This window comes from Neobacillus massiliamazoniensis (genome assembly GCF_001048695.1).
Lineage (GTDB): Bacteria > Bacillota > Bacilli > Bacillales > Cytobacillaceae > Neobacillus > Neobacillus massiliamazoniensis.
Genome location: NZ_CVRB01000003.1, coordinates 150072 through 165792 on the forward strand (window position 1 = coordinate 150072; position 15721 = coordinate 165792).

16 protein-coding genes and 1 riboswitch are annotated in these 15721 nt (G+C 38.5%); of the genes, 13 read left to right on the forward strand and 3 right to left on the reverse strand.

Going from position 1 to position 15721, the window contains the following annotated elements; genetic code table 11:
- Nucleotides 1-25: 25 nt before the first annotated feature.
- From BN1082_RS13495 to BN1082_RS13500, 3 genes are all read left to right on the forward strand, one after another.
- Complete coding sequence (locus BN1082_RS13495; RefSeq protein ID WP_090635134.1) at nucleotides 26-1048, forward strand: patatin-like phospholipase family protein; 1023 nt, start codon at nucleotides 26-28, stop codon at nucleotides 1046-1048.
- The gene (locus tag BN1082_RS27515; RefSeq protein ID WP_176699783.1) at nucleotides 1038-1190 is read left to right on the forward strand and encodes a hypothetical protein; all 153 of its coding nucleotides are present in this window, start codon (nucleotides 1038-1040) and stop codon (nucleotides 1188-1190) included. The genes BN1082_RS13495 and BN1082_RS27515 overlap by 11 nt, the downstream gene beginning before the upstream one ends.
- Before the next feature lie 605 nt (nucleotides 1191-1795).
- On the forward strand, nucleotides 1796-2797 hold the full coding sequence (locus BN1082_RS13500; RefSeq protein ID WP_090635135.1) for an LLM class flavin-dependent oxidoreductase: 1002 nt from the start codon (nucleotides 1796-1798) through the stop codon (nucleotides 2795-2797).
- A 59-nt stretch (nucleotides 2798-2856) separates the two neighbouring features.
- Here BN1082_RS13500 and BN1082_RS13505 read toward each other — a convergent pair whose 3' ends face one another.
- On the reverse strand, nucleotides 2857-3216 hold the full coding sequence (locus tag BN1082_RS13505; protein ID WP_245640426.1) for a winged helix-turn-helix transcriptional regulator: 360 nt from the start codon (nucleotides 3214-3216) through the stop codon (nucleotides 2857-2859).
- A 133-nt stretch (nucleotides 3217-3349) separates the two neighbouring features.
- On the opposite strand from BN1082_RS13505, the gene BN1082_RS13510 reads away from it, so the two are divergent.
- Nucleotides 3350-3979 carry a nitroreductase family protein gene (locus BN1082_RS13510; RefSeq protein ID WP_090635136.1) on the forward strand — a complete coding sequence of 210 codons (630 nt, stop codon included), beginning with the start codon at nucleotides 3350-3352 and terminating at the stop codon, nucleotides 3977-3979.
- A 455-nt stretch (nucleotides 3980-4434) separates the two neighbouring features.
- On the opposite strand, the gene dapA is transcribed toward BN1082_RS13510, so the two are convergent.
- Nucleotides 4435-5298, reverse strand: a complete 864-nt coding sequence (gene dapA / locus BN1082_RS13515; RefSeq protein ID WP_090635137.1) for a 4-hydroxy-tetrahydrodipicolinate synthase — start codon at nucleotides 5296-5298, stop codon at nucleotides 4435-4437.
- A gap of 123 nt (nucleotides 5299-5421) precedes the next feature.
- Nucleotides 5422-5602: riboswitch (Lysine riboswitch) on the reverse strand.
- Between the two features lie 442 nt (nucleotides 5603-6044).
- Nucleotides 6045-6482: an Hsp20/alpha crystallin family protein gene (locus BN1082_RS13520; protein ID WP_090635138.1), complete on the reverse strand. Its 438-nt coding sequence runs from the start codon at nucleotides 6480-6482 to the stop codon at nucleotides 6045-6047.
- A gap of 243 nt (nucleotides 6483-6725) precedes the next feature.
- On the opposite strand from BN1082_RS13520, the gene fabG reads away from it, so the two are divergent.
- The 9 genes from fabG to BN1082_RS13565 all read left to right on the forward strand — a co-directional run bounded on the left by fabG (nucleotide 6726) and on the right by BN1082_RS13565 (nucleotide 15527).
- Nucleotides 6726-7484, forward strand: coding sequence for a 3-oxoacyl-ACP reductase FabG (gene fabG / locus BN1082_RS13525; protein WP_090635139.1), 759 nt, complete (start codon nucleotides 6726-6728; stop codon nucleotides 7482-7484).
- A 43-nt stretch (nucleotides 7485-7527) separates the two neighbouring features.
- Nucleotides 7528-8304 carry a DeoR/GlpR family DNA-binding transcription regulator gene (locus tag BN1082_RS13530; protein ID WP_090635140.1) on the forward strand — a complete coding sequence of 259 codons (777 nt, stop codon included), beginning with the start codon at nucleotides 7528-7530 and terminating at the stop codon, nucleotides 8302-8304.
- Between the two features lie 20 nt (nucleotides 8305-8324).
- Nucleotides 8325-9602, forward strand: coding sequence for a class-III pyridoxal-phosphate-dependent aminotransferase (locus BN1082_RS13535; RefSeq protein ID WP_245640427.1), 1278 nt, complete (start codon nucleotides 8325-8327; stop codon nucleotides 9600-9602).
- A gap of 24 nt (nucleotides 9603-9626) precedes the next feature.
- Nucleotides 9627-10637 carry a phosphotransferase enzyme family protein gene (locus tag BN1082_RS13540; protein ID WP_090635142.1) on the forward strand — a complete coding sequence of 337 codons (1011 nt, stop codon included), beginning with the start codon at nucleotides 9627-9629 and terminating at the stop codon, nucleotides 10635-10637.
- 46 nt (nucleotides 10638-10683) lie between these two features.
- A complete protein-coding gene (locus BN1082_RS13545; protein ID WP_090635143.1) occupies nucleotides 10684-10953 on the forward strand; it encodes a hypothetical protein in 270 nt (89 codons plus the stop codon).
- A gap of 174 nt (nucleotides 10954-11127) precedes the next feature.
- Entirely contained in the window at nucleotides 11128-12729 is a 1602-nt protein-coding gene (locus BN1082_RS13550) for an APC family permease (protein WP_090635144.1), read from the forward strand.
- Between the two features lie 51 nt (nucleotides 12730-12780).
- Nucleotides 12781-13713 carry a metallophosphoesterase family protein gene (locus BN1082_RS13555; protein WP_090635145.1) on the forward strand — a complete coding sequence of 311 codons (933 nt, stop codon included), beginning with the start codon at nucleotides 12781-12783 and terminating at the stop codon, nucleotides 13711-13713.
- Between the two features lie 339 nt (nucleotides 13714-14052).
- On the forward strand, nucleotides 14053-14781 hold the full coding sequence (locus BN1082_RS13560; RefSeq protein WP_090635146.1) for an ABC transporter ATP-binding protein: 729 nt from the start codon (nucleotides 14053-14055) through the stop codon (nucleotides 14779-14781).
- A complete protein-coding gene (locus BN1082_RS13565; RefSeq protein WP_090635147.1) occupies nucleotides 14778-15527 on the forward strand; it encodes an ABC transporter permease in 750 nt (249 codons plus the stop codon). Before BN1082_RS13560 ends, BN1082_RS13565 begins: the two co-directional genes overlap by 4 nt.
- Nucleotides 15528-15721: the final 194 nt, after the last annotated feature.

Consider the following 15721-nt stretch of genomic DNA (forward strand, 5'->3'; position numbering starts at 1 on the left):
TTTTATCAATTGGGAGTGGTTCACTATGTTAGCTTTTGCACTACAAGGCATTGGGGGAATGAATTCATTTGCGGCTGGTGTACTTCAAACGCTTCGGAAAAAGGGTGTTAAACCAGATTTGATTTCAGCTACCAGCGGTTCTATTTTGTCAGCATATTTATTTTTACAAAAAGATCCTAATGCTATTGAAAAATATTATGATGAGTATTTTAAATCCGAAGATAATGGAATCCCAACTTTTTTCAAATTCATGCAATATGCATACTTTGGCATTCCTAATAAATTTTCTCCTAATTACCTCAACATTTTGGAAAGACTGCGTGACAATTGGCCTTTCTTGACATTGGAGGAATGGATTAACTTCTACTTCCCTAACAAAGTTTACAAATCTGAAATTCCTCAACAATTTTTTGATGATATCGCCAATTGTTTTTCCACCAATGAGGAAGTAGGAATTGTTATGAATGCATATAATGTTAATAACGATCAGGCAGTTTTGTATGTGAACGAACGTGCTCTGAATACAATGGAATTAACTAAGAGGGGAAATTTTGAGATCAAACCAATAACTCCGGATGGTGTGAGAGCATGTATACAGCTGCTTCAATATGGAGACTTTAAAGGGGAGTATGATGGAGCTTATCAATATAATCCGATATTGTCTCCGTTAGTTGTAGCCGACGAGATTATTTTGGTGACAGTGGAGCCACTTGGTAAATCTCTGGCCCCAATCGAAAACTACTTTGATATCGAAGACTTTCAATTGAAGATGTTATTTAAAAATGCCCTTTATGCAGAGCTTAATGATATTTATCAGATTAATAAACTTATTGAATACGGAAATAAGCTGGTTCGTCCAGAATCAGAAACTAAACCGTATAAAGAGTACAAACCGATTAAAGTACAAACAATTCAGCCTACAATTCATCGTGGATACTTTGAATATTTTGTGGAAACCCCTGAATTTTACCAGGATGGTGTGTCGCAAGCAAAAAAGTTTATTGAAGATAGTCTAAATAGGGAGACACAGATTGTAGGTGGATACTAATCAACATGTTGGGATAGCCGCTAGACTAATGAAGAATCATTTAACCATGCATGGTAAATCTTTATCAGTTAATGGTTCTCGTAAGACTAAAAGAGGTTTATCTTCCAATGGAGGCACCGACTTATTGAAACGGAAAAATTGAGTCACGGAAGATATAACGATTTCAGAAGTGTTGATGGTTAAATTTATTTGGATGAGGTGGAGCGCCGGATGCTATGAAAGGGCACGTACTTGTTTGAACGGGGAGAAAAGGGAGTGATAACTTCAAACCCTTACCTATGTGTATAAATAACTAAAAAGCCATTTTTGCAGCTCTTTTGCACTTTTCGATCTTCCGCAAAAGGGCGCGTTTGTGGAACAAGAAGGAAAAGGGTGATACATATTATACATGACTAATATGTATTACCCTTTTTTTGACTTTTTCGTTTTAGGTCTTGAAAACTTCAAAATGATCAATCTTTTTAATAAAACTACAAAAAACATTTTAAATGTAGTCAAACGTTCCTATCGGCGAGAAATAGAGGAGGAAGACGCTTGAAAATTTCACCAAAAAGGCATATTGGTAAAACAAAACGAGAAAAACAAATAGCTAGAATATAAAACTTTGTATTCCTCTCTATCAGCATACCAAGTTAATAAATTTGACTAATTAACTTACTAATAGTAAGATACTTTTGCTGTAGGGTCTGCCCTCAGCGGTTTAATAGATTTAGTACAAAGGGGGAACTGCCCCAGAAAGGAGTTAGCATGGTAATGAATCCTATACCTGTATCTGTTTTAAATCTGGCTCCAATTAGGGAGGGACAAACTTCCAAACAAGCCATAGATGCGATGGTGGAACTGGCGCAGGTCACAGAAAAAATGGGGTACCGACGATATTGGATCGCAGAGCATCATAATTCACCGACATTAGTTAGTTCAGCGACATCTATATTAATTAAACATACGTTAGAACATACCGAGAACATCCGTGTTGGATCAGGCGGAATTATGCTGCCTAACCACTCACCATTAGTGGTAGCCGAACAATTCGGTACCATGGCAACCATTTATCCAGATCGTGTGGACCTCGGTTTAGGCCGAGCACCTGGAACAGATATGATGACCGCTAGTGCCCTTAGAAGAACGAAACATGATTCTGTTCATTCTTTTCCAGATGATGTTCGTGCATTACTTACTTATTTAGGTCCAATAGAACAACAAAGCTATGTAAAAGCTTATCCTGGAGTTGGAACGAATATTCCGATTTATATCCTAGGGTCATCCACGGATTCTGCTTACCTAGCAGCAAGTTTAGGACTGCCTTATGTATTCGCAGCCCATTTTGCCCCAAGATATATGGAAGAAGCCATTTCAATTTATCGTAATCGATTTCAGCCTTCTGAATACTTGGACAAACCGTATATGATGGTGTGTTTAAATGTGATTGCGGCAGAAACCGATCAAGAGGCCAAATGGTTATCCACCACTATGCAGCAATTTTTCTTGAATGTGGTACGTGGTACTCGAAACCCATTGCGGCCGCCTGTTGAAAATATGGACGAATTGTGGAATCCGATGGAAAAAGAAATGGCTACATCGATGTTAAATGTGACGTTACTGGGGAGTAAAGAGTCGATAAAAAAACAATTAACAGACTTTCAAGGAAAATATGATGTGGATGAACTCATGGCTGTTTCGTATATCTACGACCCAGAAAAACAAAAACATTCATATGAACTATTAAAAGAAGTGGTAGAAGGGAAATAAGCAATACCAATAGAAACGGTGCCTGACACCCAAAGAGAAAAGTAGGGGACAGGCATCAGTTACCTCGATTTTTCACGATTTTTAACCCACTTCATTAGAACATGGATCACTTCTTCCAGTCCTTTTCCCTCAGAAGTTAATTCATATTCCACTTTTTTAGGGGAATTGTCAATCATTCTTTTGATAATTAATCCTTCTTTTTCTAAATCACGCAACCGCTCTGTTAAAAGTCGATCCGAGATTCCAGGGATCGATGAAATGATTTCATTGTATCGTTTAGGTCCCTTTATCAGAGTATAAATAACTGCACCCATCCATCGTTTGCCGATAAATTCAATGGCACTATGAAAATTAACGCAAATAGGCTGCATTTCATTTTCAGACTGTGGTAAGCAATTGTGTTTAATTTGTTCACTCATCGTTAAATACCTCTTTTTACTTTTCTCTTACATCATATCATGTTTTTAAAGTTGACGAAATGTACTTACAAATAGTAAGATAATTTTGTCCTTACTAAAAGTAAGTTATTAAACGTCATTGGAGGAATAAGGAATGCAAACAGTGTTAACAAAAAGTTTGTCTGAAGTGATTAAGGAACGTCACTCCGTTAGAAAATATGATCCAACCTATAAGATTTCTCAAGCAGAAATAAAAGATATACTATCAGAAGCAACACTAGCACCATCTTCTAGTAATCTTCAACCATGGCGCTTTATCGTCATTCAAGACCAAGAGACAAAAAAAGAGCTAAGATCGATTGCTTTCAATCAAGAACAGGTTGAAACAGCCTCAGCAATCATTGCTGTTTTGGGTGATAAAGAAATGTATAAAAGTGGAGAAAAAATTTACGGAAGTGCCTTGGAAGCTGGCTACATAGATGAAGTGACTATGCAAAGGTTAATCGAAGGCACCAATTTTTATCCGCAAGCTTCTGAAGAAGTGAGAAAAAATATCGCTTCCTTTGATGCAGGACTTCTATCCATGCAATTGATGTTGATTGCAAAAGATCGTGGCTTCGACACTGTCACAATGGGTGGCTTTAATAAACAACAATTTGCAGAAAAATTCAATGTTCCTGAGCGGTATTTCCCAGTCGTTTTGATTGCAGTTGGGAAGGCAGCTGCACCTGCCCACAATACGACTCGCATGCCACTTGATGATGTAATGATTGATTATATTTAAGGAGTCCTTATAAGGGACAAGCTCACCACTTGTGAAAAAGTAAAGGTGGAATAGGTGGGGTTAGATTAAAGAGGCTGAATCAAAAGTTCGTTCTTAAATGGGCTTTTTGGTTAGTCTCTTTTTTTGGAATGAATAGAAGCCCTTTAGTTTCCCGAAAAATAGAATTTTGTCTGATTTTGGGAAAGTATGAGACCCCTAGATTCCCTAAAAATAGGATTTCCCCTGATTTCAGGAAAGTAGAAGGCCCCTAGATTCCCAAAAAATTAAAACTTGCCTGAATTCGGGAAAGTAGAAGACCTCTAGATTCCTGAAAAATATGATTTTTCCTGATTTCGGGAAAGTAGAAGGCTCCTAGGTTCCCGAAAAAAAGAAATTTGCCTGATTTCAGGAATGGTTCAAGTTACTTATTTATATATTAAAGCATTTTTGAATCGGTGTATCAGGCACCCCTGAGATCAAAAAAGTATTTTTTGTAGTGCTTGTTTTTCTTCTTCGTTTAATGGTACCAATGGTAGTCGGACTTCTCCTACGTGGATCCCTCTTAAATTTAATGCAGCTTTTACCGGTGATGGGCTTGGAGCGGCAAATAATGCTTTCATAATTGGGAGAAGGGCTCGATGCTGAGAAGCTGCCTCTTGAACAGCACCATTTTTAAATTGATTGATCATTGCTTGCATTTCATTCCCGATAACATGGGAAGCAACGGAAACAACACCCGCTCCTCCGATGGCCATGACCGGTAACGTTATTCCGTCATCTCCACTGTACAGCGTAAAATCTTCAGGCGTTTGGCTAATGATTTGGGCCATGGCATCAAGATCGCCACTTGCTTCTTTAATTGATACAATATTGTCGATTTGTGAAAGACGAACAATGGTTTCAACAGAAATATTGACAACACTTCGGCTAGGGATATTATAAAGCATGATCGGTAATGACGTTGATTCGGCAATCACTTTAAAGTGTTGAAATAATCCCTCTTGGGATGGCTTGTTATAATAAGGTGCAACAAGCAAAATTCCATCGACTCCCGATTCCTCAGCTAGCTTTGTTAAGGCAATTGATGCTCTCGTATTATTTGAGCCGGTACCAGCGATGACCGGCACTCTTCCAGCAGCAACTTCCACAACAAATTGAAATAGCTTCACTTTTTCATCCGTCGTTAAGGTAGGGGACTCTCCAGTGGTGCCGGCAACTACTAATCCATCTGAACCATTGTCTATTAAGTAATTGACGAGTAATCTTGTAGCGTTAAAATCCATCTCGCCATTTTGATCAAAAGGCGTAACCATCGCGGTTAAAACTTGGCCAAAATTCATCAATCTCACCCTTTTACTTTTTTTTGAAAATGAAGCGGTGGTTCAAGCCATAGAGAATCAACGCAAAAAAGCAGCAACGAGGGTTCGCTGCTGCATTGGAAACAGAAAATAAATCGTTCCTCAGCGTGAGATAGCCCTCCATATAGTTTCCTATATGACAGTTCTGTATTTCTTCAATAACAGAACCAGCTTCAAGAACAATGAGGTTCTCTGAAGCTTCGGCAAATTCCCCTTTTCACCATCGTCACTGGATCTCATCATCCTCAGACGGTGTACTAATGGTCTTTGCGCCTCTATCCTCACTTCAAAAGGTAATGAAGTAAGAAAATTTATAATTGAATGTAATATAACAGAATCAATATGCTGGCGCAATACTTTTTTGAAAAGTTAGTAAAAAAGGAAAAATAAAGAATTCGTGAACGTAGTTGGTGCCTACGTGCATGAAAGAGGTAAAAAACATAGAAATCATGAACGTAGAAGAGGTCTAAGTAAACGAAAAAGCAAAGCAAGAGACAAATCGTGAACGTAGAAGAGATCTACCTGAATGAAAAACCTAAAAAATCGAGAAATCATGAACGTAAAAAAATGCAGTAATCATCCGTTCTAGCTAGTTCATCGACTAGAATTACTTTCTCCCCAAAAATTTATTTCTCTACCATTCTCTTCGCTTAAGAACCATAATATTTAATAAGAGACATGTAAAAAGACCGCGAAGAGCGGTCTTTTCAGTGAAATAAGAGTGGTATCTAATGAAACTGCACATCAATTTTCTTTTTGTCGTCTTTAATTAATTTTGGCATTTTTACTTCCAATACTCCATTTTTATATGTAGCTGAGACTCCCTCATGAGAAACGCGGCACGGTAGAGTAATAGTTCTATGAAAACGGCCTACATGGCGCTCTCTCCTGTGCATGTTTTCTTCTTTTACTTCATGAACTCGATTGATTCTGCCACTGATATGTAACTGATTATTTTCAATATCAAGATCAACATCTTCTTTCCTTTCAAGGCCAGGGAGGTCGCAAGTGGCAATTACCTCATGGTCTGTTTCATGAACATCCACACGAATTCCACCTAAATGTCCCGCATGTTCAAATGAAATAGGGGAACCTGAAAAGAAACGATCAAAATCTCTCCTCATGTATGGTAGATGTTTAAAAGGATCATAAGGCACCAATTCCATGATTATTACCTCCTAATCATATTTGCACATATAGATATTGTTCCTCGGTTTCAACAGAATATTCTCCCGTATTCATGATTCTCACTGTATTTCTAGACTTAAAGGGTATATTAAGACGCGCTTGTTCATACAAATTACTACAAATAAAATCCACACCAAGACAGTGCAATCCACAACTTTACGCAAACAACTTCGTGGTATTCTGTTGCTTTTTAAAAAAGCTCAAAAAAAGGAGTGGTTTCTATGTTTAATTCGGTAAAAGGGAAAACGGTGGTTGTAACAGGTGGCAGTAAAGGGATAGGGAAAGGAATTGCCCGAGTTTTTGCAGAGCAGGGAGCGAATGTGGCAATCGTGGCGAGAGATGTAGAAGCGGCAGAAGATTGTGCAGCGGAAATCAAGGCCGGAGGGGGAAAGGCCAAAGCATTCCTTGGTGACGTAAGAGAACGGGAATCGATGCAGGAAATGGCCAAAAAGGTTGCTGAAACATTTGGTGGTATCGATGTATTGTGTGCCAATGCAGGAATTTTTCCATCCGCACCTCTCGAAACGATGACGAATGAAGAGTGGGACATAGTGATGAATACGAATGCAAAAGGAGCATTCCATGCTGTTCAGGCATGTATTCCATATTTAAAACAAGCAAAATACGGGCGAATCATCCTAACATCCTCCATTACCGGTCCTGTTACAGGTTATCCCGGTTGGTCCCACTATGCGGCAAGTAAGGCTGCTCAGTTAGGTTTTATGAGAACAGCAGCACTAGAATTAGCAGGAGATAACATTACGGTTAATGCGGTTCTACCGGGAAATATCATAACGGAAGGTTTAGAAGGTTTAGGCGATGATTATTTACGAGAGATGGCCTCAGTTATTCCAATGAAAAAATTGGGCAGGGTTGAAGATATTGGTTATGCCGCACTATTTTTAGCTTCAATGGAAGCAGGTTTTATTACGGGGCAGACCATCATAGTGGATGGCGGACAAATTTTACCAGAGAACTAAGTAGCATTCTACTCTGTTCATGAAAAGGTAGGTGGTCCTCTAAATGTCGTTATCTTTTGAAGAACGCAAAAAAACAATCTTAGAAACTTTAGAAAAAGAAGAGAAGGTTCAAGTAAAAATTCTTGCAAATTTCCTTCAGGTATCAGACGAAACCATTAGGCGCGACTTAGATCGACTTGAAAAAGACGGCATCGTTAAAAAGGTGTATGGCGGAGCGATAAAGTCAGCGGTTCATCAGTGGGAATTACCTTTTGATCAAAAAAAGACGATGAACCAAATGGAAAAACGAGCCATTTGTAAGACGGCGTCAAGCCTTGTGGAAGATGGGGACATCATCATGATTGGAAATGGCACCACTCCGCTAGATATGGTGCATTATTTAGCGGAGAAGGATATTACGTTGATTACTCATTCTGTTCCCGTGATGCTCCTTGCCATGGAAGGATTTAATGGACGGGTTATTTTTGTCGGCGGTGAATTTGAACGAAATCAACAATACACGAGTGGTCCTCTATCGGAAAGAACGCTTGAGCTTATGAAGGCAAACAAGGCCTTTATTGCAGCTGGAGGAATATCTGTTGGGAACGGGATTACCGATTATGATATTACTGGTTCAAGCATCTCCCGAAAAATGATGGAACGTGCTGAGGAAGTCATCATCTTGGCTGATCATACGAAATTTGGTAAAACGACCTTTGCCCATATGTGCTCATTAACAGATGTGTCAATGATCATAACGGATAATCTTTGCCATGAGGATTGGATGAAAATATTAGCCGAAAAGAATATAGAGCTCATAATTGCGAATGAAAAAATATAAACGATTCTACTAATAAAGGAGTGAGATTAGCAGAAATGTTTGAATGGACGAGTAAAAAGGGTGTCCTAGAAGATTCGATCAATTGGTGGAATCCAGGTAAAACGAGTCAATGGCAAAAAGACGGAATTGATTTAGTTATGGACAAAAGGGAAGGCTATTATTTTTACGATATGGATGGAAAGCAGTTAATGGATGTCCATTTGAATGGAGGTACGTATAATCTGGGTCACCGAAATCCAGAAATCATTGCAACGTTAAAAGAAGCTTTAGATGATTTTGATATCGGAAATCATCATTTTCCTGCGATGACACGGGCCAAGCTTGCTAAAGAAATGGCCAAATGCACACCGGATGCTCTTAATTATACGATTTTCTCCAGTGGTGGAAGTGAGGCGATAGACGCTGCGATTAAATGTGCTCGATATGCAACGAAACGGAAAAAAATCGTTTCCATTCAAAATGGATACCATGGTCATACCGGACTTGCTGTTTCCTTAGGGAACGAACGATATTCCCGTCCATTTTTAAGTGAAGGGGATCCGGATGAGTTTCTTCATGTTCCATTTAATGATATAGAAGCAATGGAGCAGGCACTCCGATTTGAAGAAGTTGCAGGTGTGGTGATCGAAACGGTTCCAGCAACTTACGGATTTCCAATGCCGAAGAGAGATTATCTCAATTCTGTTAAAAGAATGTGTGAAAAATATGGTACATTATTTGTGGCAGATGAAGTCCAAACAGGGTTAATGCGGACGGGAAAACTGTGGGGAATTGAACATTACGGGGTAGAACCGGATATTTTGGTCACCTCTAAAGGCTTAAGTGGTGGTATTTATCCAATCGGAGCTACAGTTGTCAGCAAAAAAGCAGGTAATTGGATGAATGAGGATGGCTTTGCCCATATTTCTACATTCGGCGGTTCGGAGCTTGGATGTATTGTCGCATTAAAGGTGCTAGAAATTTCACAGCGGCAGGAAGTAAGACAAAATGTCGATTTTGTTGCCCGATACGTTCGAACAGGACTTGAACAAATCAAACAACAATATTCAGATTTTTTTGTGGGTATTCGTCAATTAGGTGTGGTCATGGGGCTGGAATTTAGCCACCCGAAAGGCGCTATCTATGTCATGCAGTCTCTCTATAAAAATGGCGTATGGGCCATTTATTCGATGCTAGATAATCGAGTACTGCAGTTTAAGCCAGGACTTCTTTTAGATAAAGGATATTGTGACGAATTACTGTCACGATGTGAACAAAGTATAAAACAAGCTGTGAAAATGGTTTATAACTATAGCTAAAACATCTATGAAGGAGGAAAAAATGTGAGTAATACCTCTTTTGACCCTTTGAAAGAATCAATCGAAAAATTTACAAGGATAGCAGGCAATGCCGTTAAATTTTACCCCATATTATCTCAATCTACGATTCAACTATTAAATTATTCCGAAAATGCCACTTTTTTAGTGAACACTACCACAGGTGAAAAATATATTTTACGGGTTGGGCGCCCGTTATATCATTCAAAAACAGAAATCGAAAGTGAACTTGAATGGTTGAAATTGATTAATAAACATTCTTCGATAAAGGTTTCATTGCCGATTGTAGGAGAAAATGGTGAATATGTTCAAGAGGTAGAAGACGAAAATATATCACACTTCTGTGCCTTATTTACATTCTTAGAAGGTGATGCTCCAAATGAAGAGAATGAACATGATCTCATCAGTCAATTTGAGGTTCTAGGTGATATTACGGCTCAATTGCATGAGTACAGCATTCTGAATCGCCATCAGCTTCAACAAATGAAACGCATCGAATGGGACTACACTTCGATTTTGGGAACAAAACCGAAGTGGGGAAGATGGCAGGATGGCTTAGCAATGACAGATGATCGTTTAGAGCTGTTTGAGAAAGTATCAGAAAAAATTAAACAAAGATTAGCTCTCTTTGGAAAAAGTCAAAGCCGATACGGATTAATTCATTCCGATTTACGACTTGCTAATTTGCTTGTTGATGGCCAGCAAATCAAAATAATAGATTTTGATGATTGTGGATTTGGCTGGTATTTATATGATTTAGCTACCTCTTTAAGTTTTATAGAACACAAACCTTATATTCCTACTTTAATTAACGCCTGGCTGAAGGGATATCGCAAGGTTCGTTCTCTTTCGCAAGAGGAGGAGCTTGAAATTCCTACCTTTATTTTAATGCGCAGATTACAGCTAATAGCTTGGGTAGGCAGCCGCCATAATGAAACCACTCGGGAGTTGGGGAGTGCATTTACCGAAGAGACAGACGAGTTGGCAAAAAAATACTTAGAAAAGATGGAAATTTAGTACCTGGAAAAAGCTTGTGATCAGGTTACAGCGAGGAGGTGAGGAAATGGATCAGGAGTTAGTTGAAAAAATCACAAAATTAGTGCTCTCAAAGTTAGAAGAGTATTCAAATCCTTCTGAAGAACATTATGTTCCTCTTACACACGAAGAGTTACAAAAATGGGATGAAATCTCAATCGGATTTTCCAAAAAGTCAAATTCCTCGCTAAAGGAGGATCCTGAATATAAACCGCTAACACAAGAGGAAATCAAAAAATGGAATCAGTTCACTTCCTCAACGGTTTTTTCTAAAGAAAATCGCTCATCATTGAAATAAAGAAGGTTGAAAAAATTTTTAAAATAAATTATTAGAATATTATAAAAATTTATCGAAAACACTTTAAGAATACATTCACTCATCTAAAACAATTGTTAATTAGTTAGGAATGATGATGGATAAAATTTTCGGTGATTAATCCGTTTGCAACCTATTGGAGGGAAGGGATGAAGAATGTCGAAAGCTGGTTTAGCGTTGTTTGAACAGAAATCAACGGTTGGCGTTGCAAGGCAAATCAGTCCAATTGATACAATGATTTACTCTGCAGCAAATCCAGGTTTAATGTTTGCGCTCGTTTATATTATGTGGGCGCCATTTTTGTATCCAGGTGCCCACATGGTTTGGGCCATTTTAACAGTAGCCCAGATGTTTATTATTGCAGGTCTTTATTGGTTATTCTCAGTCTCTATGCCTCGGTCCGGTGGGGAATATATTTACATTAGTCGGATTCTACACCCGTCAGTAGGTCTTATGGCAAGTTTTATGATCACCTTTACCTCAATCTCTTGGACTGGAATCCTCTTGAATTGGATTATCAAATGGTCCATCGTCGAATTCTTTTATTCGATTGCGTTGATCAATGGAAATGACACAACTTGGCTCCATTTAGCAGAGTTTTTTAATAAAAATTGGATGCATGCCATTATCGGAACCGCTTTGCTATTGTTCATTTACTTTATCTATTATAAAGGAACAAAGTGGATGGTAAGATTGGCCTATTTAACCTTAGGTGCAACACTCGCTGGGGCAGTTGTCTTTATTGTAGCAAACCTCATCACTGGTCAAGGAACATTTGCGAATAATTTTACTCATTTGTCTGGCTTGGCATACGGTGATGTCATTAAGCTTGCTGCAGCTGATGGTTATCCGACAAAATTCCTGTTCGGTGCAACGGTGATGGCTGGTTCTACTTATATTATATTAAATACTCTAGGTTCCACTTTTGGGGCCAATCTTGCCGGTGAGGTTCGTAACGTGCAGAAGTCCCAGCTGCTTGCATTGTTTGGATCACTGACGATTTTAATGGTTGTTTGGGCGATTTTCTATTTAATGTCATATCTTAACTTTGGCGATGTTTGGTCAAACAGCTTGTATTATCTTTACAATTCAGGACATGATGCCTATCCATTTAAGGGGTATGATCCATTTATCACAATAATGATTGGAATTATGACAAAGAATCCGATTTTTGTATTTTTAATTGCTGTCTGTTTCGCGATCGCCACCTTTGGTTCAGCAGCAGGCTTAGGATTTGGACCATCCCGAAATATTGTGGCCTGGTCATTTGACCGCTTAATCCCCAGTAAATTTATGGAGTTGAATCCAAAGACAAATTCACCAACCTATGCTTTAAGAACCGTTATTGTGGGCGCTTGGGTGTTCCTAATGCTTGATATTTTCTTACCATCATGGACAGCCAATATCGCCTACACCATTTTCACCTGGTTTTTAGCGTGGATCTTTTTGGGGATTTCTGGAATACTTTTTGCAAGCCGAAAGAAAGTATTGTTCAACTCTTCTCCGCCCGTTGTCAAAACAAAATTCTTGGGCGTGAATTTAGTAACAATTTTAGGCTGGCTGACGCTTGCCATCAGTGTTTCCATTTGTTACTACCTTCTCATTCCATTTTTTAGAGGAGATTTACCGTTTACGATGATTGTAGTCTCCCTATTATTAATGTTAATTCCCATTCTTGTCTATTTTTTGATGAAACGTTCTCACGCAAAAAAGGGGATTGATATTGATATCCAATTCCAGGAAATACCTTCTGATTAATAGTTTTTGAGATTGAATGTGAGTTTCCAAAATTGATATGGGGTGAGGGATTTGAAGATTTTTTATGCAGGGGACCTGCATGGTGGAGAAACAGCCTTTCGGAAATTTACGAATGCCGGTCCGTTTTATAAAGCTGACCTAGTCTTATATGGTGGCGACTTTACTGGTAAAATGGTTGTACCGATTGTGAAAAAATCAGGAGTATATACTTGTAAATATTACGGTTCAACTGTGAAGGTGAAAAAAGTGAAAGAACTCCCAGATTTAGAAAGGAATTTACGGGATGCTGGATTTTATCCACTCGTCATAACAGAGTCGGAACTAAATCAATTAACCGAGGAAGATGCTGAACGAATCATTAAAGAAAAGCAAATCGAAGTTTTGAAACAGTGGGTTGAACTGGCCGATGAAAGATTTAAAGCTGCCGGGATCCCGTGTATCTGCATTCCTGGTAGTGTGGATGACTTTTATCTTGATGAGATTTTAACCTCAGGAACGTATATTCAAAATGGCGATGGAAAAATAATCGAGATGGCTGGATATGAAATCCTTTCATTAGGCGGCGGCAAACCAAGTGTATTTCAATATCCACGTGAATTTAGTGAAGAAGAATTAGCAGATAAGATTGATAGTTTGGCAGCGCAAGTGAAGGATATGGATAAATGCATCTTTAATATTCATATCCCACCTTACGATACCGATTTGGATCAAGGGACCTTGTATGATGAAGAGTTAAAGCCAGTCTTGGATGGAGATGCCTTAGCGACAGCACCTACTGGAAGTAAATCTGTTCGTCAAGCAATTGAGAAATATCAACCATTACTCTCTTTACACGGTCATGTTCACGAAAGCCGTGGAGTAACAACGATTGGTAGAACCGTCTGCATCAATGCCGGCACAGACTATGACCAAGGCATGCTGCGCGGAGCATTAGTCGATATCGGTTCTGATGGAAAAGTATCCTACTCGCTTACAGCAGGATAAATAAAATTTGCAGACCCGAGTCGTTTTAGTGTTTAGATTAAAGATTTTTGAAACCGTTTTCAGACATTACTTTGGTATGATTAGTGGATTTTACACATAGAAGATAACTTTAAAAAGGCTGACCTGAAATGATATTCGGGTCAGCTTAATTATTTTTATAAAATATTTTTTCATTATCTATATTTTTTAATTGGCAAAGGGAATTAAAGAAGCAGTCAGTAAGAAGGGATCATAGAAAAGTTTTTTTAACATATCCAAACGGTTATAATAAAGGATGATTTCATTCATCTTGGAATAGATAGTAAGCAGTAGACAGGAATTAATAAAGGGGAACCATTGATGTCAAACGAAAATGAATTGATTAGATTTGAGCATGTGTATTATACATCTGGCGATGTGCCAATTTTAAAAGATATTACAGGCTCATTTATCGAGGGCAAAATCACTACACTTGTCGGTCCTTCTGGAGCAGGGAAGACAACGTTAATAAAATTATGTAATGGACTGATATCTCCGGATTCAGGTGAAATTTTTATTAAAGGGAAAAAGATTGAAAATTATAACCCAGTCGAATTGCGTAGGAAAGTGGGGCTTGCCCTCCAAAGTGCAACGATGATAAGCGGAAGTGTTTGGAGAAATCTTTCACTGCCCTTGACTTTACAAGGAATGCAGCTAACTGATGAGAAAGCGAAGGAATTATTAAAAATGGTCGGCCTAGAAGAAAGATTCCTGCACCGAAATGTGATGGATTTATCCGGTGGTCAGCGTCAAAAAGTTTCCATTGCCCGAACACTTGTTAACAAGCCAAAGGTACTGTTGCTTGATGAAATAACATCTTCGCTTGACCGAGTATCCCAACAGGATATTGAAGAACTTATAGTAAGAATTAATAAAGAATACTCAACTACCGTAGTTTGGATCACCCATAATTTAGACCAAGCAGTTTCGATTGGAAACTATTCTTGGGTTATGATGGGTGGAGAAGTGGTTGAGATCGGGGAAAGTGAAATCCTTCAACATCCTAAAGATGAAAGAATACAACGCTTTGTAAGGGGGGACATGGAATGAGTTATCTAACTTTAGCAATTGCCCTTATTTTCGTTCTAATCCCGCTTATTTTATCGAAAACATTGAATCTAGGATTAGAAAAGGATACCATCATTGCAACCGTTCGATCGACATTACAATTATTGATTGTCGGGTATATCTTGAAATTCGTATTTGCTTCAAACAATTATATTTTTATTATCCTAATGTTGATGCTCATGATTGGAGCAGCAACACAAAATACAAGAAAAAAAGGAAAATCCATTAAGGGCATGACATGGAAACTGGTGGTAACCTTCGTGTTCGTTGAAGTGCTGACCCAAGCAATCCTGCTCGGATTTCACATTACACCTTCAACAGCACAATACATAATTCCTATTAGTGGGATGGTCGTCGGGAATTCCATGGTGCTAGCCATCTTGTTTCTTAATAGGTTCACTGCAGAAGTTGAAGCACGTCAGGATGAAACGGAACTGATTTTGTCACTTGGTGGAACTCCAAAGCAGGCAATCCATACATCCTTGATCACCTCCATCAAAGCAAGCACTATTCCAACCATTGAAAGCCAGAAAACAATTGGTCTCGTTCAACTTCCAGGAATGATGAGTGGTCAAATTATTGCAGGTGCCAATCCCATTCAAGCTGTGCAGTTTCAGTTATTGATTCTTTTCCTATTATTAACAACAGCAGTTGTCACTAGCATTAGTATCGGCTTTTTATCTTATCCAACCTTATTTAACAAGCGTATTCAAATGCTAAGGCAATAAAAAAGAAAACTAGCATAAGGTGCCTGACACCCATGACGTTATAACGCCATGGGTGTCAGGCACTTTTTTTGATCATAGTGTGGTAGGTGTCAGGCACTAATGATTAATTAACTAAAAATTTACAATAAATAAACGTATTGTTAATAATGTAATAGTTTAATTAAATAGTAAAATGATAGAAAAAAAGGGAGCGA